Annotated in this window: 13 protein-coding genes; all 13 read left to right on the forward strand. The window is 49.6% G+C overall.

Going from position 1 to position 20,051, the window contains the following annotated elements:
• Positions 1–26: 26 nt before the first annotated feature.
• The 13 genes from QFZ48_RS23595 to QFZ48_RS23655 all read left to right on the forward strand — a co-directional run bounded on the left by QFZ48_RS23595 (position 27) and on the right by QFZ48_RS23655 (position 19,763).
• Positions 27–1,697, forward strand: a complete 1,671-nt coding sequence (locus QFZ48_RS23595) for a RagB/SusD family nutrient uptake outer membrane protein (protein WP_429063921.1) — start codon at positions 27–29, stop codon at positions 1,695–1,697.
• Between the two features lie 24 nt (positions 1,698–1,721).
• A complete protein-coding gene (locus QFZ48_RS23600) occupies positions 1,722–2,096 on the forward strand; it encodes a hypothetical protein (RefSeq protein ID WP_429063923.1) in 375 nt (124 codons plus the stop codon).
• Positions 2,068–3,276: a right-handed parallel beta-helix repeat-containing protein gene (locus QFZ48_RS23605; RefSeq protein WP_429063925.1), complete on the forward strand. Its 1,209-nt coding sequence runs from the start codon at positions 2,068–2,070 to the stop codon at positions 3,274–3,276. The genes QFZ48_RS23600 and QFZ48_RS23605 overlap by 29 nt, the downstream gene beginning before the upstream one ends.
• A 37-nt stretch (positions 3,277–3,313) precedes the next feature.
• Positions 3,314–4,159, forward strand: a complete 846-nt coding sequence (locus tag QFZ48_RS23610; protein WP_429063926.1) for a glycoside hydrolase — start codon at positions 3,314–3,316, stop codon at positions 4,157–4,159.
• A 72-nt stretch (positions 4,160–4,231) separates the two neighbouring features.
• Positions 4,232–5,389 (forward strand): DUF4185 domain-containing protein, encoded by a 1,158-nt coding sequence (locus QFZ48_RS23615; protein WP_429063928.1) that lies wholly within the window; start codon positions 4,232–4,234, stop codon positions 5,387–5,389.
• A gap of 99 nt (positions 5,390–5,488) precedes the next feature.
• The gene (locus QFZ48_RS23620) at positions 5,489–8,719 is read left to right on the forward strand and encodes a S41 family peptidase (protein ID WP_429063930.1); all 3,231 of its coding nucleotides are present in this window, start codon (positions 5,489–5,491) and stop codon (positions 8,717–8,719) included.
• 539 nt (positions 8,720–9,258) lie between these two features.
• Positions 9,259–9,813 carry a sigma-70 family RNA polymerase sigma factor gene (locus QFZ48_RS23625; RefSeq protein ID WP_429049018.1) on the forward strand — a complete coding sequence of 185 codons (555 nt, stop codon included), beginning with the start codon at positions 9,259–9,261 and terminating at the stop codon, positions 9,811–9,813.
• Positions 9,814–9,903: 90 nt separating this feature from the next.
• Positions 9,904–11,043, forward strand: a complete 1,140-nt coding sequence (locus QFZ48_RS23630) for a FecR family protein (RefSeq protein WP_429049015.1) — start codon at positions 9,904–9,906, stop codon at positions 11,041–11,043.
• A 402-nt stretch (positions 11,044–11,445) separates the two neighbouring features.
• Complete coding sequence (locus QFZ48_RS23635) at positions 11,446–14,865, forward strand: TonB-dependent receptor (protein ID WP_429063931.1); 3,420 nt, start codon at positions 11,446–11,448, stop codon at positions 14,863–14,865.
• 18 nt (positions 14,866–14,883) lie between these two features.
• Complete coding sequence (locus QFZ48_RS23640) at positions 14,884–16,305, forward strand: RagB/SusD family nutrient uptake outer membrane protein (protein ID WP_429063933.1); 1,422 nt, start codon at positions 14,884–14,886, stop codon at positions 16,303–16,305.
• A gap of 19 nt (positions 16,306–16,324) precedes the next feature.
• On the forward strand, positions 16,325–17,410 hold the full coding sequence (locus QFZ48_RS23645) for a redoxin domain-containing protein (protein WP_370912069.1): 1,086 nt from the start codon (positions 16,325–16,327) through the stop codon (positions 17,408–17,410).
• 13 nt (positions 17,411–17,423) lie between these two features.
• Complete coding sequence (locus tag QFZ48_RS23650; RefSeq protein WP_429063935.1) at positions 17,424–18,533, forward strand: redoxin domain-containing protein; 1,110 nt, start codon at positions 17,424–17,426, stop codon at positions 18,531–18,533.
• Positions 18,534–18,554: 21 nt separating this feature from the next.
• Entirely contained in the window at positions 18,555–19,763 is a 1,209-nt protein-coding gene (locus tag QFZ48_RS23655; RefSeq protein ID WP_429063936.1) for a redoxin domain-containing protein, read from the forward strand.
• Positions 19,764–20,051: the final 288 nt, after the last annotated feature.

Raw genomic sequence — 20,051 nt, forward strand, 5'->3', positions numbered from 1 at the left:
ATCATCTCAACAAAAAATTTCAAGTTATGAAATATAAGTTTTGGTTATTTTTTACAGGAGTAGTTACACTCATCACCGCATCCTGTAAGAAAGATTTCCTGGACAGGCAGATAAGTACGGAGCTAACGAAGGATGAAGTATTTTCTTCCTACGCCAGAACACGTGACTTCCTTATAGGCACTTATGGCTTTTTGCCCGATGGCTTTAACCGGCTGGATAATGCCATGCTCGACGCAGCTACCGATGATGCAGAATTTACCTGGGAAGGCAGCGCCATTCAACGCTATAATAACGGCAGCTGGAACCCCTACATAAATCCGGACGATAACTGGAATACCACTTATACGGCTATACGCCGCACCAATCTTTACCTGGAGCAGTCCGGTAATGTGGACCTCAACATGTATAAGCTGAATCCCGACGCCACCGCACAGCAAACTTACCGCAACATGACGGCCGACCTGGAGCGCTGGCGTTATGAAAACCGTTTTCTGCGCGCCTACTTTTATTTTGAACTGGTAACCCGCTATGGCGGCGTACCGCTCATTACTAAAACACTGGCCTTGTCGGACAGCCTCAACCTGCCCCGCAACACCTACGATGAATGCGTGCAGTTTATCACTTCGGAATGCGATTCTGCTGCTGCGCACCTGGCGGTAACAGTTCCCGATAACGATCTGGGAAGGGCTACCAAAGGCGCAGCACTGGCGCTGAAAAGCCGCATGCTCCTTTATTATGCGAGCAGCCTTAATAACAAAGGAAATTTACAGGAGCGATGGATAGCCGCTGCAAAGGCAGCAAAAGAGGTGATTGACCTGAAAGCGTATCAGCTGGAAAATGATTACCGTGGACTGTTCCGCAGCACCACCAGCAAAGAGATCATTTTTGCACACCGCTATGCACCCGGCAATGGCTTTGAACGGGCCAACTATCCCATTGGTTATGATGGCGGCGGCAGTGGCACCACGCCCACGCAAAACCTGGTAGATGCCTATGAAATGACCGACGGCAGTACTTTTAACTGGAGTAATCCAGCTCAGGTAGCGCATCCGTACGATAACCGGGATCCGCGTTTAGCCATGACCGTGATCCTTAATAACTCGCAGTGGAAAGGCCGTGCCGTAGAGGCATTTACCGGTGGCCGCGAAGGCAGAGGAGTAGACCGTGCTACCAAAACAGGCTATTACCTGAAAAAGTATGTGGATGAAAACCTCGACCTGGTACAGAATAAAACCAGCGTGCATACCTGGATCCTCTTCCGTCTTGGTGAAATCTATCTCAATTATGCGGAAGCCATGAACGAGGCATACGGCCCCGATCAGGACCCGCAGGGTTTTGGCTTAACAGCCCTTGAAGCTATCAACAAGGTACGTGACCGCGCATCCGTTAAGATGCCGCTGTTGCTGGCTGGTCAATGGAATGCCGCCACCCTGCGCGATAAGGTGCGCAATGAAAGAAGGGTGGAGCTGGCCTTTGAAGAACACCGCTATTGGGATGTACGCCGCTGGGAACTGGGGGTAGCCTTGTTCAATACACCGGTGTATGGTGTAAACATCACCCGTGTGAACGCTAATACGTTTACTTATGAAAAAGCAGAAGTGGAAGGAAGGGTGTTTCAACCAAAGATGTACTGGTATCCGATACCACAGGCGGAGAAAATGAAATCATCTGCCCTCGCGCAAACACCAGGCTGGTAAATGTATTATTAAAAGATAACTGAAATGAATATTAGAAAGGTTTTTCAGGGCGCCGTATTAATTGCCATGATGGTGGGTTTACCTGCTGTTGCTGCTGTGCCCAATACATATTATATAGATGCCCTTACGGGTAAGGATACCAATAGTGGATTGTCGGAACAACAAGCCTGGCGTAGTTTACAGCAGGTGAACAGCCACGTTTTTGAACCGGGAGATCAGATCCGCTTCCGTGCGGGCCGCATTTATGAAGGGCAGCTGAAGCCACAGGGGAGCGGCCACGCGCAACAGCTGATCACCATCGACCAGTATGGAGAAGGATACAAACCACGCATCCAGGGCAATGGCGTAATGCGCGGCAACGTTATACCTGTTGAACACAGAAGGCTGGGAAATCCGTAACCTGGATATTTCCAACTACGGCCCGGATGTGAAGGCACATCGCGCGGGCATACTGGTGCAGTTATCCGACTACGGTATTGCTTCCAATATCTATCTCAAAAATGTAGATGTGCATGATGTAAACGGCAGCCTGGTAAAGAAAGACGGCGGCGGGGCAGGCATTATTTTCAGTAACGGCGGCCGGCACACCCGCTCGAAATTCGACAGCATCCTGGTGGCAGATTGTACCATTAAACGTTGTCAGCGCAACGGCATCCTGGTAAACGGCAACTGGTCCAGAACAGACTGGTTTCCCAATGAGCATGTGGTGATCCGCGGTAACCTGATAGAAGGCGTGCCCGGCGATGGAATTGTGCCTACCGGCTGTGACGGTGTGCTGGTGGAGCATAACATCATGCGGGACTGCCCCCGCTTATTGCCTGATACAGAATCGGCTGCCGGCATATGGCCCTGGAGCTGCGATAATGCACTGATTCAATACAATGAAGTAAGCGATCATAAAGCGCCGTGGGATGGACAAGGATTCGACTCCGACTGGAACTGTAATAATACCGTGATACAATATAATTACAGTCATGATAACGACGGTGGCTTTGTACTGGTATGTGACGATGGAAGTGCCAATGCTCCGCAAAGCTGCGGCAATAAAGGAACCATCATCCGTTACAACGTTAGCATGAACGATGGTTTGCGCACCACCGGTAAACACGCGGGCTTCGCGCCGGTTTTTCATATAACCGGCCCCGTAGTAAATACACGTATATACAACAACGTTATTTACCTGCCAGAAAGAGATATTAAAATGGATAGCACATTGGTAGAAATGGGCAACTGGTTTGGGTATGCCGACAGTACCTATTTTGCCAACAATATCTTTTATACCCTCGGCACGGCAGACTACATCATGAATAAAAGCAAACGGAATGTGTACAGCAACAACCTTTATTTTGGCAGGCATCTTAACCGGCCGGCCGATAAAGCCGCGGTTTCAAAAGATCCGCAGTTCCGGGCAGCGCCGTTAACCGGCATGCACGGCATGGAGGCGCTGGAAGCATTTCGTTTGCAACCGGGTTCGCCTGCTCTGCACAAGGGCGCCGCACTGCCGGATAGAACAGTAAAAGATCTATATGGGACCCCATTGTTGTTAACACCTCCCAATATAGGCGTGGATGGAAAATAGGGAAGTATTTTATTATTCACCATAAAAACTCCACTTTATGAAAACAAGTATGAAAATCCTATTGGCGCTTAGCAGCTCCGTGATCCTGTCGTGCGGCAAGCAGGCGTCCGACAAACTTCAGCCGGTTGAAAATGCAGCGCTGGCCAAAACAGAGGCAGCTGCTGCACTCACCTGGGAAACCGTACTGGACAACAGTTCGTTTGCCAGCTACAGTGCCTTTGAAGCGGCCTGGAACTATCTCTATCCCTGGGGATCGGATCATAACGGTACCGCACGTATGTATGGCAGCAGTTCAGACCATAATCACATTTACCTGAATGCAGGAGTCCTTACTATTAAGGCCGCCCGCATCAACTGGAACGAAGGTAATAGCAGCAGTGATCCTTATCTGCCCATTCACTACCATAGTGGCGCTGTGCATGCTAAAGCACAGGTGTTAATCAACGACCAGTTCCCCGAATGGGAAGTAAAAGGAGATTTTCAGGCGCCGTCTGTAGCCGGTTCCTGGCCTGCCTTCTGGCTTACCGGTGTTAACAGCTGGCCTCCGGAAAGCGATATCCTGGAGTTTAAGGGGAACGCCACCAACTGGCAGAATACTTTCAGAACCTGGCAGGATGTGTCCAGTATCTTAACCAATGTATCATCTCCCGGCAACTGGCATAACTACCGCGTTTGGATCACGAAGGTGAGCGCTACCGATGTGAATATTCATTATTACATCGACAACGTATGGAAGGGAATGCATGTGGCTAACTTTGTGGGCAAGCCCATGTATATTATCATCAACATGCAGATGGAAGGCTCCAGTGGCAGCAATGGCCCCGCCGGAGATACCTATTATAATGCGAAGAATATTTATGTAGGCCGTAACCGCGCCTGGTAGTAATAAATAGTTTGACTAAAGCCCTTGCAGCATATTGTACTGCAAGGGCTTTTTTTATTAAATTTACGGGAGATGATAACGCTACTGGCATTACTGATCAGCAACTGTTGCGCGGAAAACTGCCTGGACACCGTGCCCCTGCAAAGCAGGGATACCGTGCACCTGTCTTATAGCGTGGCGCCGGCGAACGACTGGAACGCACTCTTTATCCGCCAATCCGGCTGGTTTGGCGGCGATGGCATTTTCAGCATTCCGGTGAATGGGGTAGATACCGCCGGCGCGGCAGACAGTACCCTGCTGCTTTTCAGCGACACCATGACCGGCACCATCCGGGATGGCAAACTTCAGCCGGATGTAACCATGATCCACAATTCCGTGGCGATGCTGAAAGGTAATGAGCCGCTGGAGAAAAATATCCGCTTCTATTCGGATGCAACGATGTTTGAACCCCGCACACTTGCCGCGGTTAAAGGCGACTATTACTGGCTGGGCGACGGTTTTGTTAATCATGAAAAAGGAAACAGCACTTACATAGTAGCTTACCGTATCCGCAATATTGGCAGCGAAGTTTTCGGTTTTGCTGAAACAGGCAATGCCCTTATTGTGTTGCCGCCCGGTAGCCGGCCTCCTTTTGCCAACCACCGCCAACTGGATACGCCGTTGTTTCAGCCGTTGGATAGCAGTCAGCATATCACTTTTGGCGTCGGCATCTTCGTGAATACCCGCCGGGCAGGCGCGCCCAACCCGGATGGCTACGTGTACGTTTATGGCGTAAAGGGATTACAGAAAGAAGTGCTCGTAGCCCGTGTGTTGCCAGCGGATATCGAGGATTTCGGAAGATGGCGCTACTGGAACGGGCAGCAATGGACGGCGAACATTCAACAGGCGGCTGCGGTAACCGCACATGCCTCCAATGAACTGAGTGTAACGCCGTTGAAGGATGGCCGTTATGCCCTCATCTTCCAGGTGGACGGTATAAGTCCTGTAGTGGGGCTGCGGCTGGGTCTCAGTCCTGCCGGGCCTTTCGGACCGGTCATCAAAATATGGGAATGCCCGGAAACAAAGGAAAACAAGCATTTCCTTGTATATAACGCCAAGGCGCACCCCAACTTATCAAAGCCGGGTGAACTGCTCATCAGCTACAATGTCAATGCGTTCAATTTCCTTCATGAGCTGGCCGCCCAGCCACAGTTGTACCGCCCGCGGTTTATCCGTCTTACCTTCAAATAACCACTGGTCACTATCCTGCTTGATAAAAAGCGGTTATTTTTATACATTGGCGCGTCAGCTTTCTTTAGCTGCTTAACAACAGATATCTAATCAGCGCTTATGAAGAGATTATTATTCGGATGTGCAGCCATCCTCATGGCCGCCACTGCCTATGCCCAGGAAAATGCCCTATGGCTCAGGAACCCTTCTATCTCTCCCGACGGCAACACCATTGCCTTTGGCTATAAAGGAGATATTTACCGGGTAGATACCAAAGGGGGAGTGGCCGTTCCACTCACCATTCATGAAGCCCACGACATGCTCCCGGTATGGAGCCACGATGGCAAATACATTGCGTTTGCGAGCGATCGTTATGGCAACTTCGACGTGTTTGTGATGCCCGCCGCAGGCGGCACACCGGTACGTGTTACCAGCAACAGCGCCGGCGATTTTCCGTACGACTTCACCACCGACAACAAACAGGTACTTTTCGGGAGCGCACGCAACGCGCCTGCCGCCAGCGTAAGATTTCCGTACCGCCTGTTCCGGAACATGTATACCGTTCCGGTAACCGGTGGCCGCGCCACACTGCTCAGCGCCGCAGGAGCCGATGTAGCGCATTACAACAAAGCAGGCGATAAAGTCATCTTCCAGGACCGGAAAGGATATGAAGATCCGATGCGTAAACACCACGTATCTTCTGTTACCCGCGATATCTGGGTAATGAATATTGCAAAAGGCAGTTATGAAAAGGTATCGGAGTATGTTGGGGAAGACAGGGAACCTGTATTCGGCAATGGCAACGATATTTATTATCTCAGCGAAAAAGGCGGTATCTCACAGAACCTCTTCAAAGGTTCTCTCACAGATAAAGCCAGCATGCAGCAGCTCACCACGTTTACCAAACACCCGGTGCGTAACCTGTCCAAAACAGATAACAATACCCTTTGCTTCACCTATAACGGTGAAATATATACGCTGAAAGAAGGCGAACAACCGCGTAAGCTGGAAGTAAGCATCTTTAATGATGGACGGGCCGGTATTGTGAAAAATGTACCCGTGAGCGGCAACACCACCGAGTTCGCCATGAGCCCCGACGGTAAGGAAATGGCATTTATAGCCAGGGGAGAAGTGTTTGTTACCAGCGTGGAAGGCAATCTTACCAAACGTATTACCAACACGCCCCAACAGGAAAGAATGGTGCAGTGGTCGCCCGACGGCAAAAGCATCATCTATGCAGCAGAACGCAACGGCAACTGGGACATCTTTCAAACTACCAAAGTGCGCAAAGAAGAACCTTACTTTTTTGCTGCCACCCTGCTGAAGGAAGAACCGGTGATCGCCACCTCAGCAGAAGAATTCCAGCCGCTGTTCTCTCCGGATGGAAAAGAAATTGCTTATATAGAAAACCGCAATGTCCTGAAGGTATTCAACATCGCCTCCGGTAAAAGTCGCACCTTATTGCCCGCAGGCCGCAACCATTCCTACTCGGATGGCGACTGGAGCTTTGAATGGAGCCCCGATGGCAAATGGATAGCTGCAGATGACCAGCAGGGTTATTTCACCACGAAAAATGCCACGCTTATTCCCGCCGATGGTAAAGGAGCATTCGTTTACCCCGTGAACAGCGGTTTTGGCGAAGGCGGTACCAAATGGGGCGCCGGTGGAAAAATGCTCACCTGGGCCAGCAGCCGCGAAGGACGTAAATCACTTGCCAAACAAGGCAGCCGCGAAGTAGATATCTTCGCCGTATTCTTCGACCAGGAAGCTTATGATAACTATAAGCTGTCGAAAGACGAATTTAATCTCCTGAAAGAAAAAGAAGCCACCGGCGGCAAAGCAGCCAAAGACTCCACGCTGAAGGCCAAAGATTCGGCCGACGCGAAAAAAGGATTTCATCCCGATTTCAATAACCTTGAAAACAGGAAGGTAAAACTTACTATCAACAGCGCCTCCATCAGCGACTACGTGCTGAGCAAAGATGCCAGCAAACTATATTACATGGCCTCTTTTGAGAAGGGGTACGACCTGTGGGTAACAGAGCCGAGAACCGGTGAAACAAAGATCCTCGCCAAGTTAGCCGGTACACCCGGCAGCATCGAGTTAAGCAAAGATGGCAACACGCTCTTTGTCGGTAACCGTGGCAGCGTGGTAAAAGTAGACGCCAACAGCGGCAAAATTACGCCGGTGTCTATCAGCACTGAGCTGTCGCTGAACCAGGACGAGGAACGTAAATACATTTTCTGGCATGCATGGAAACAGGTGAAAGAGAAGTTTTATGATCCTACCATTCGTAACATCGACTGGAAAATGTATGGCGATAACTATGCCCGCTTCCTCCCGCATATCAGCAACAATTATGATTTTGAAGAGCTGCTGAGCGAACTGCTCGGAGAACTGAATGGCTCCCACACCGGTGGCCGCTACTCGCCGCAACAAATGAATGGCGACGCCACTGCATCTTTAGGCTTGCTGTATGATGAAACCTCCACAGGCGATGGCCTCAAAGTAGATGACATCATCGCCGGTGGTCCCTTCGACAAAGCCTCCAGCAAACTGAAGAAAGGTAACATCATTGAAAAAATAGACGGCGAAAACATCACAGCTAAAACCGACTGGGCATCGTTACTGAACCGCAAAGCAGGCAACAACGTGTTGGTAAGCATCTACAACCCCGATACCAAAGCCCGTTGGGATGAAACCGTGAAACCAATATCCGCCGGTGAAGAAAGTACGCTCATGTATAAACGCTGGGTGGAAAATACCCGCGAAATGGTGGATAAACTCAGCAACGGAAAAGTAGGCTACGTACACGTACAAGGCATGAACGACGCCAGCTACCGTTCTGTATACGACGAAGTAATGGGTCGCAACCGCGATAAGAAAGCCCTGATTGTAGATACCCGCTTCAACGGCGGCGGATGGCTGCACGACGACCTGTACAACTTCCTCAGCGGTAAAAAATACCTTGAGTTTGCGCCACAGGGTGAAAAGCTTAAAGGCGGTGAACCCTCCGGCCAATGGCAGGAGCCGAGCTGTGTACTCATGAGCGAAGGGAACTACAGCGATGCATTCATCTTCCCATACATCTATAAACAAGGTAACCTCGGTAAACTGATCGGTATGCCGGTACCCGGTACCGGAACCGCCGTTTGGTGGGAAACACAGATCGATCCAACCATGGTATTCGGTATTCCAATGGTTGGCACTATCGGTAAAGAAGGCCGCCCTACGGAAAACCTTCAGCTGGAACCGGACATCAGGGTGCCGCTTCGGTATGAAGAATTCCTGGCGGGTAAGGATACCCAGTTAGAAGCGGCGGTGAAGGAGATGTTACAGGAAATTAAATAAAATGGGTTAATGATAAGGAAAGCCCCTGTAGCGTGCGCTGCGGGGGCTTTTTGTTTATTGAGCGCTTCGTTTGTAACAACTATAGATCATTAAAATTGAACAGGTATGTCCGTATCCGTACATATTACTTATTAAACTATCCGCCACAGAAAGGCAAACCCAAATAGCATCATCTCTGAGTATATCCCTGCTGTCAAGGATTTCTCTGTTGCCTGGGCCGGTCCACAACCGGCCATCCAAGTGCGTAACCATTGAGGATACCGCCAAAACCGTCAATAGATCCGTTAATCATCCCTGTGGTAATAAGTATACGTAGGCGCTTTCCTACGGAATACATCAAAAGAATTCCCAAATGTGGTTTGCTGCATATTCGTTACATCCAGTTGTCTGTGTTGAATAAGTTAATCTGTTTCTTCCAATAACAATTTTCCGATTTCCTCCCGCCTCTTGTTTCTCATCCCCTTATACCTTAGCTTTGGGTTCATAACAATCTCTGAAGATCAACCAATCATTAATTTTTGCAGGCATTTTTATAAGAGATGATGACCGAGTACTCCTACTATGCTGATGATGAGCTGGTTCAGCTGATGGGTAAAGATGATCACAACGCCTTTACAGAAATTTACAACCGTTACTGGAAACGTTTGTATGTACTGGCATACGATCGCCTGCGTTCCCGGGAGCTGGCGGAAGATGTGGTGCAGGACGTGCTTACCGGTCTTTGGCAGCGCAGGACGCAAACTATCATCCGGTCGTTGCCTGCCTACCTGGCTACTGCCAACAGGTACGCTGTATTTACACAATTATCGAAAATGGTCCCGGTTACAGCGGTGGAAGCCCTTCCCGAAGCTGTTCAGGCGGTGACAGACGATACCGCCCAGTTACATTTCCTCCAGCAATCCATGCAGGAACAATTAAAGCAACTACCCGAAAAATGCCGCATTGTATTCGATTATAGCCGCAATATGGGTATGAGCAACCGGGAAATTGCCACGGAACTGAAGATCTCCGAAAAGGCCGTGGAAAAGCATATTACCAAAGCCCTGCAGCGACTGCGCCTCCAATTCCGCAACTACTTTCACGCCCTTTTTTAAGAATGTCTATAATTTTTTTTTTGACGGAGGTAGGGTAGCACCCTTATTTCCGGACATTACTATATAGGACCCTGTAAATTATTATCACGGATGGAAATGAATGAACTGGCCATACTGTCAAAAAAGTACCTTGCCGGCGCGGCCAGTGACGAGGAGAAGGACCGTTTGCTGCGATGGTACAATGCTTATGACGAGCATGCCTTAATAGCCCATTTAGCTGTAGAGGAAACCGAAACAGCCATGGAACAACGGATGCGTAATCGCCTGATGCTGGCAACGGCGCCGGAGCAGCGCGTAGTGCCCATACGCCGCCGTAGCGGCTGGAAGGTGGCAGCGGCAGTCATATTGCTGGTAACGGCAGGCAGCAGCTTCTATGTGTGGCAGTCGGGTAAGAAACAGGTGGTCGCAGATAAGCCGGCGATTATTATGCCCGGAGGCGATAAAGCCACGCTCACGCTGGCAGATGGAACGGTGGTAAACCTGGACAGCGCCGGCACGGGAGTACTCACTGTACAAGGGAATAGTAAAGTAGAGAAAACCACGCACGGACAAATCGTATATAAAAACGAGGAAGCCGAGGCATCTGCGGTAACTTATAACGTATTGCGCACGCCCCGCGGCGGACAGTATAAAATCACCCTGCCGGATGGAACGGATGTATGGCTGAACGCTGCCTCCTCTATCAGCTATCCTACGGCGTTTGCGGGAAAGGAGCGGACGGTGACGATCACAGGAGAGGCCTATTTTGAAGTGGCCAGCGATGTGGAACGGCCTTTTACGGTGAAAGTCAATAACATGGAAGTAATGGTGCTGGGCACGCATTTTAATATCAATGCCTATGAAGATGAAAGCACCATCAATACCACCCTGCTGGAAGGGGCGGTGCTGGTAAAAACAAGCAGCGCTATGCGCCACCTGAACCCGGGGCAGCAGGCAAAAGCCACACCCGGCGGCGACGGGATCATAAAAGTGGGCAGGGTAGATGTGAACAGCGCCATCGCCTGGAAGAATGGGTATTTCTCTTTTGAGGAGGCAGATATCCCTACCGTCATGCGTCAGTTGTCCAGGTGGTATAATATAGAAGTAAAATACAGCGATAAAATACCGGGAGAAACATTTACCGGGGAAATAGGGAGAAGTCTTACACAGGAACAATTGTTAAAAGTATTGTCACAGGCAAAAATTAACTTTAAAGTAGAGGAGGGAAGACGGATCATTATTTATCCATAAGCTAAATCAATAACCAACCATAGCTGATACCACCAACGTCAGCGAAACAACCAATGTTGCCAGGCTTGCTAACGTCTGCACAGATAGCTATCCAGTAATATCATGTTATGAATTGATGAGGTCCACCGGACGCGGAGGTCTTATGTTCATCCATAAAAAAAACCTGGTGTCAAGATTGGCGTCCGCACCAGGTTTTGATCAATGGTTAACCCGTTTCAGGAAAGCTTTTCACTGCCTGCAAAGGCGGATGAGAAACATTTTGTCAACCAAAAACCAATCTAAGGTATGAAAATTAATGTTGTTCGCAACCCGCATGGGTTTTCCATGTCATTGGTTCGTTCACTTGATAACGGAAGGTCCCCTCAACCAGGGACCAATTATGTCACCAAAATCTGGCGAGTAATGAGAATGACCGCAGTTTTATTAACGGTACTGGCTTTACACGTTTGTGCCAGTGGAGTTTCACAAACGGTCACGGTGTCCTGCAAGGATATGCCGCTGCAGCAGCTGTTCAGCGTCATCAAACAACAAACCGGGTATGTGTTTTTTTACCGGAGTAAAGATCTGTCAGATGTGAGTCCTGTTTCGGCAGAGATCCGGGAAGTGCCGCTAAAGGCAGCACTGGGAAAACTGCTGAAGGATAAGCCGTTAACCTTCGATATAGAAGGCAACACCATCGTTATTTCCCGGAAGGTAACCCCTCCGGCGAACGACGACGCCCTTCCCCCGGAAGATGTGCGCGGCAAAATAGTGGACACCAAAGGCAATCCCATACCCGGCGTATCGGTGCGGGTAAAAGGCAGCAACGCCGCCGCTATCACTGACCAAACGGGGTTCTTTATCCTGCATAATACAGATGCCCGCGCGGTGCTGCTGATTTCATGCGTTGGCTTTGAATCCAAAACGCTCAGCATGGGTGGTAAATTCACTGTGGAGGTGGAACTGAAAGCAAAAGTGGATGATCTGAACCAATACGTGGTAGTAGGCTACGGCAGCACTAAAAGAAAAGACCTCACCGGCTCGGTGGCCTCGGTAAATGTAGACGAAGTAAAGAATGTTTCCTTCGTGAGTATCGACCAGGCGCTGGCCGGTAAAGCAGCGGGTGTGCAGGTTACACAATCCGACGGCTCCCCCGGCGGCGTAGCCAAGATCCGCATCCGCGGTGGTACCTCCCTGCTCGGCGGCAACGATCCCCTCTACATCATCGATGGCGTACAGGTAACCATCCAGAACAGGTATATCCAGAACCAGGCAGAAGTGGTAAACCCGATTGAAAGAGCCGGCAGCGATGATCCTAATAATACCGTGAGCGGTTCTTTCTCCCGCGGACTGAATAGCCTCGCCGGGTTAAATATCAATGATATTGAAAGCATCGATATTTTGAAAGATGCATCCGCCACGGCTATTTATGGTTCCAAAGCAGCCAACGGCGTGATCATCATCAACACCAAAAAAGGTAAGCTGAACCAGAAACCAGTGCTGGAAGCCAATTACTATGCAGGCGTCAGCACACCTATCAAAGAAAAACTGCTCAACGCAACGGATTATCTCTCGCTGCTAACAGAAGCCGCTGTAAACCTGAATACCGCCCGCGCAGCCGCAGGTCAGGCATCCAGCACCAAGGCAGATAATATTATTAAAAATCCTTCAAGTCTTGGTACGGCTAACACCGACTGGCTCGGCCTCGTACTCCGTAACGCAACCTCGCAGAATGCCGATATTTCTGTACGTGGCGGCGGCTCAGGTTCCCGTTACTATACTTCCCTGGGTTATAACAAACAACAGGGCGTGGTGCTTGGAACAGATTTCTCCCGTATCTCCGGTAAAATTAGTCTGGATAATGAAATCACCAGCCGGTTCCGGATCATCACCAACCTCGATTACGGATTCACAAAAAATAATATCACCAATGGTATTTATCCGGCCGCATTCTTTGCGCCGCCTACTTTGCCTGAACGCAATCCCGACGGCAGCTATTACCGGTTCCTGGGCTCGCAGATAGGCGGGTACGATTACCAGGGCAATCAAAACCCAATGATCCTCCTCGATGGTATCAACGAAGGAAAAACATCTTCTCTCCTGGGATCACTCTCCGGCGATTATGATGTGCTGAAAGATCTGAAATTCAGGTCTACTGTTTCTGTTAACTACAACAACTACCACCAGCTGAACTATGTGTCCAGTTCGGCCGTTATCGCTTCCCCCAGCGGGGTAGACGACTCCAATGGCGGCGTCGGCTCACAGTCACAAACAGAAGATGTAAACCTCTTCTTCGAAAATACCCTTACCTGGGACAAACAGTTTAATGAAAACAACCGGTTAAATCTCCTTGGCGGTACCTCCTGGCAGAAATACCGCTATAATTCCTTTTCCGCCAGCGGTCAGGGCTTCCCGGATGATAAATACCTGAACAACCTTTCCTCCGCTGCCATTACTTTACCTGCCACCGGTGTTTCCGGGCAGAACTCCCTGCTGAGTTTCTACATGCGCGCTAACTATGCCTGGAGAGAAAGATACCTGTTCACCTTCACCGGCCGTTCAGATGCGTCCTCCAAATTCCCGAAAGATAACCGCGTAGGTTATTTCCCTTCCGGCGGTGTGGCATGGCGTATTTCTGAAGAGCCCTTCATGAAAAAAGTAACCTGGGTAAATGAACTGAAACTGAGAGCCAGCGGCGGTTATACCGGTACACAAAACTTTGGCGATAACCTTTATTATACCTTGTATACGCCCGGTTCTTACGGTGGTGTGAATGCACTCGTTCCTACCCAGCTCGGGAATGAAAAAATTAAATGGGAATCTACCCTGCAGAAGGATCTGGGTCTCGACTTTGAACTGTTCGGCTCCCGCCTGCGCGGTGTGATCGGTTATTATGAAAAAAATACCACGGGCCTGTTAATGGCTACACAACTGGCCCCCAGCTCATCTTATGGGAGTGTGATCTCCAACTTTGCCACTATCAATAACAAAGGACTGGAACTGGACCTGCGCACGGACTTCATCAAAAGCAAACAATTCCAGTGGACAGGCGCGCTTAATATTTCCAGGAACAGAAGTAAAGTAACCGACATCAATGACGATTTCACCAATGCGGGTGAAGTCAGCTCCTATATCCAGGGTAACAGCATCGTACGGAAAGGAGAACCCCTCGGCCTCTTCTATGGCTATAAAATGAAAGGTATTATACAAAACCAAAAACAACTGGACGATTACAAGAAAGAATTCACCTTAGCACGGTACATGGCTCCCTACCTCGGCATCGGTGATCCGATGTATGAAATAGGTGACAATGGGTTTTACAAAAGCGATGTGATAGGAAAGTCGCAGCCGGACTTCTTTGGCGGCTTCACCAACACGTTTACCTTTAAAAATTTTAGTCTTATCACCTTACTGACGTTCTCCTACGGCGGAGACCTGCTTTATCTCGCAGATATCCAGAATAAATCTTTCGATAGCTATGCCAACAGGGGAGTATCTATAAAAGATCGCTGGACACCCGAAAATCCAAATAGCAACAGGCCCCGCCTGCTGCTCGGGGAAAATGTGAGCAACACTGCCAGCGACGATGTGTACAATGGTTCCTATATCAAATTAAAATCCATTACGCTTACCTACCAGCTGCCGGCAAGAGTAGCTTCCTCGCTGCATATCAGGGACGCTTCCATGTACGCATCTGCTACCAACCTGTTTACGATCACCAACTACCCTGGCCCCGATCCGGAAGTAAGCAACAATCCTTACAGCCTTATCAACGGCAGCTCGGATGTAAGCACCTTTCCCACTACAAAGCAGTTTAACATCGGTCTTCGTTTTGGATTTTAAAACAACAAAAAAGATTTTATGAAAAGGATCATATATACTTTGCTCGGCACCCTATTAATAGCAGGAACTTCCTGCAAAAAGGAGCTGGGAAAATTACCGGAAAATGCAAAGGTAGATGGTAATACCATCATCGACCAGCGCACTTCTGAAATCGCCCTCAATGGTGTTTACTATCGCTTTGCCAACGTGGATGCCACTAATAATGTAACGGATTGGTTTGAACACGAAGTGCCCCCCGCCGTATTTGCCGGTTATATGGGATATGGTTATGGCGAAGATGGAGCAGAACTCAATGACTACACCAATTCCTTTTTCAGCGGCATATACTGGACTTCTGCCTATCAGTTGGTAAATGCTGCCAACGGCGTTATAAAAGGCGTTTCCCTGCTGGAGGACAAAGCGTTTACCAACAACCGTAAAAAGGAAGTATTGGCAGAAGCACGGTTCCTGCGGGCTTACGGCCATTTTAAAGTGCTCAGCTACTTCGGCCAGTGGTTCGATCTCAGCAGTCCGTATGGCGCATTGCTGCGCGATGAATTTGTAACAGTGGGCGCTACGGCAAAAGCACGCAGCTCGGTGAAAGACAGCTACACCGCTATCCTTGCTGACATTGACGATGCCATTGCCAATGCGCCGACACAAAATAAAGCGTTCTACGCTACCCGCTGGGCTGCCATGGCGCTGAAAATGAGGGTGCTTATGAGCCACGGCCAGCCGGCCGATTACCCGGTGGTAATAGCCCTGGCAGACAGTATTATCCTCAATAGCCAGTATACGCTGGAGCCGCAGATGAAAGACATCTTTTACACAAAAGGCCTCGCCAGCCCGGAAGTTATACTCGGTGTTAAATCACAGCAAAACCAGGAAAGCTATTACTATGTGCTCAGCCGCCAGTACTGGCCCGGTGCATCTTCCCTGTATGTAGCCAAAACAGCGCTGAAAACATTGCTGGCGAATGATCCCCGCGGCGCCTGGATGATAGGTTCCGCCAATGATTATTCGGATGGCACCTTTTACTTCCTGAAATATATCAAAGAGGGAAATACGCCCACACCTTTAACAGAAACCGCCTATGCCATCCGTTTAACAGAAGTATACCTGCTGAAAGCGGAAGCTATTGTACGTTCCGGCGGCAGCCTCGCTGCGGCCCGCACTATCCTGAAAAACATCATGGGCCATGCGGGTGTAACAGATTTTTCGGCAGTAGATAATGCCGGAAGCGTTAATGAAATGCTCAAACAACTGTACCTGGAAACGGTCCGCAACCTGGTAGGAGAAGACGGACAGGAGTGGATGTCGCTGCTGCGCCTTCCATCTTCGCTGGTACAGGAACTGCGGCCCACCGCAAATGATAAGGTGAAATATATCATGCCCATCCCGCACACCGAATTTCTGAACAACCCGACCATCGGCGAGCAAAACCCGGGCTATCAACAATAATAACTTTTAAATATTCAGTATGAAGATCCACACACCCACTATGTTTGCCATGCTGCTGCTGGCCGCCGCCTGCAGCCAGCCTAAAGCCCCCTCCGCCAGTATCACGGCGGAGCTGCGCGGATTGAAGGACTCCGTTGTTTTCATCTCCATACCGGTAGCCGATTCTGCTAAAACAGACACGGTGCCGGTAAAGGATGGCCGCTTCACCTGGACCGGCAACATCACCGAGCCGCAAAAAATATATATCGGTACCTCCACACGCTACCTGGAATTGTTCGTGGAAAATGCCGCTATACAGGTGAACGGAAATATGGATTCAACGGACCAGATAAAGATCACCGGCTCCGCCACGCAGGACGCTTACGAAGCGTATAAAAAATCGATCTCCGATATCACCAGCCAGGAAGATACCCTTTACTCAAAGTACGATGAAGTAAAAGGTAACGATACCGCCAAAGCGGCTTTGGAAGCGAACCTCGAATCCCTGCGTAATCAGCGGAGGGCCCGCGCCAAAGCCTATATTAAAGCACATCCTGAAAGCGCCGTAAGCCTGAACATGGTGGCAGATATGGCCGTGATGGGAGAATATGCACCGGTAGACAGTATGTTCCGTATACTCACGCCGGCGGCACAACAAACCGCTACCGGCGTACGATTGGCCAAACGCCTCGCTGTGCTGAAAAAGAGTGCAATCGGTGAGCCGATGATAGATTTTACACAGGGAGATGTAGATGGTAAACCCGTTCGCTTATCCGATTTCAAAGGCAAATATGTACTGCTCGATTTCTGGGCCAGCTGGTGCGGTCCTTGCCGCGCTGAAAACCCCAACGTGCTGAAGGCTTACAACACATTCAAAGATAAAAACTTCACCGTGCTCGGCGTATCGCTCGATGATAAAGCCGATAAATGGAAAGAAGCGATTAAACAGGATGGCATGCCCTGGATGCAGGTGTCGGACCTGAAAGGCTTCCGCAATGAAGTAGCGCAGGAATACGGTATCCAGGCGATCCCGTCTTCTTTCCTGATAGATCCGCAAGGCATCATCATCGCCAAAGAATTAAGAGGTACTGCACTGCATACAAAGCTGGCTGAAATATTAAAGTAAAAACTACGCAGGTATGAAAAAAATAACCGCATTGCTGGCTGCTGCATTCATTACGGCAGCAGCCTACGCACAGCAAAACACCACCATCACGGCCACCATCAAAGATCTGCCGGCTGGTCAGTGGGTGTACTGGCGCTCACAGGGCAACGATGACCGCCGCGACTCCGTGCAAACCACTGCCGGCGGGTTTACCATCAAAACAAACATCGCCCCCGGGGAAGCAGATTTCTATATTATCCAGATCGGGAAAAAGTATGGAGACAATAACATGATCTTTTACTACCTCGATAAAGGAAACGTCGCCATAAAAGGAGATGGACCCATGTTTAAGAATGCCACTTTCTCAGGTCCGCAATACATAAAAGATTACAACGAATATACGGCCCTGCTGAAACAGGCGCCCGGGTTGCAAGGACAGGCAGCCCTCTATGAACAGGCGAATAAATTATACGCCGCAAAGGACTCCGCCGGCCTGGCAGCCCTCGAACCTAAAATGAAACGTATGCAGGAAGAACGTGACAGCCTCACCAAACAATGGATCCTGCAACATCCGAAATCCGGTATCAGCGCATCGTTGCTGTCGCACCTGAACGACGTGCCGCTGGATGAAAAAGAAAGTATCTTTAATAAATTGTCTGCCGCTGCGAAAGAAAACGGCCCGGCAAAACGACTGGCGCACAGCATACGTGTAAATAAACTCACCGGCATCGGCAGCATGGCGCCGGACTTCACGCAGAATGACACTTTAGGCAAACCCGTTTCCCTAAAGGATTTCCGCGGTAAGTATGTACTCATCGATTTCTGGGCCAGCTGGTGTCATCCTTGCCGGGAAGAAAATCCGAATGTAGTGGCCGCCTTCCAAAAGTATAGCAGCAAAAACTTCACGGTACTCGGCATATCGCTGGATCAGCCCACCGGCAAAGAGAAGTGGCTTAACGCTATTCACCAGGACAACCTCACCTGGACGCATGTGTCTGACCTGAAATTCTGGAACAACGCCATCGCCCAACAGTATGATATCCGCAGCATTCCGGCTAACCTCCTGGTTGATCCTTCCGGTAAAATTATCGCCAAAGATCTGCATGGGGATGAGCTGGAAAAGAAACTGGCGGAAGTATTATAATCATCTCAAAAAAACAGCAGCATGAAATACAGTCTCATTGCGCTTCCTTTTATTGCCCTGCAATTTGGGGCACAGGCGCAGGAAAAGTTACCATTTACCCTTGCGGGAGATATTAAAGGTCTTCCCAATCGCTACGTGTACCTCGCCTATGCGGAAAGCGGCAAGGAATACCGGACCGACAGCGTATTGTCGAAAAACGGGCAGTTTACCTTCAGCGGTAAACTGGTACAGCCGGTAGAAGGCCGTATCTACGTGGATAAAAAGACTGCCATGTACGGAGAAGGAGACATGGCCTCTTTTTTCATGGAGGCAGCGCCCATGAAATTAAAGTCTTCCACCGGGCGCCTGAAGGACGCGAAACTCACGGGTTCCAAAGCCCAGCTGGACCAGGACCAGCTTGATGCGGCCCGCGCACCTATCATGAAAAAGCTCCAGCCACTGTCTGATGCTTTTAATAAGCTGAATAAAGAATACATTACTGCCATCAAAGCAAAGAAATCCGAAGCTGCGCTGGAGGCCTACAAAACAAAGCTGGACAAAATAAAAGACCAGATGGAGCCCTATTACGAGGAAATGGAGAAAACGGATAAAGCCTTCCTTACTGAGCATCCCAACTCCTACGTATCTGCACAGCTGCTTCGTTTTCGTATAGGCAATATGCCTTTGCAGGAAGGAGAGGCCTTTTATGCAAAGATGTCGCCTGAGATGCAGCAAAGCGCCAGCGGCCTTGAAATCAAACAGGAACTGGACGCCCTGCGCGCCGGCTCTCCGGGCAGTCCTGCTCATGATTTCACCAAAACCGATATCGAAGGCAAAACCATTAGTCTTGCTGATTTCAAAGGCAAATACGTGATGCTCGACTTCTGGGCCAGCTGGTGTGGACCCTGCCGCAAAGGCAATCCGCACCTGAAGGAGCTATACGGTAAATACAGCAGCAAAGGCTTCGAAATCATCGGTGTTTCCGACGACGACTCCAAGCCTGAAGCATGGAAAAAAGCCGTTAACGAAGATGGCATCGGCATCTGGCGGCATGTACTCCGCGGCCTGGATTGGAGCAAGCGGGAAAAGAACCTGCCCAACCCCGAAGATTTGAGCGACTACTACGGCATCCATTCCCTCCCCACCAAAATCCTGATAGACCCCAATGGTGTGATCATTGGCCGCTACGGTGGCGGCGGTGAGGATGACGAGGCGATGAATAAGAAGCTGGCGGAGCTTTTCGGCGCGTAGATACGCGGATTTTGTCTTTCTCACTGATTACGCTGATTTTACTGATTTGGGGGATTTGATCACTTTGGATTTTAAATGATTCGGGGAGATGTAAGCGGATGTTGTTTTTTTGAAGGAGAAGATGGGGTATTTAAAGATGATGTGAAGAGGAGATAGGTTATGCTTTGTACTGGCTTTGGACATGCCTTGGACTTACTTTGCATCTGCCTTTAATGTGCTTTGAACCTGGCTTTGATGTGGAGGTGACGTGGACTTGATCGGTAATGTATTGTGTATCAATGCGCTATA

Source organism: Chitinophaga sp. W2I13 (genome assembly GCF_050434005.1).
GTDB lineage: Bacteria > Bacteroidota > Bacteroidia > Chitinophagales > Chitinophagaceae > Chitinophaga.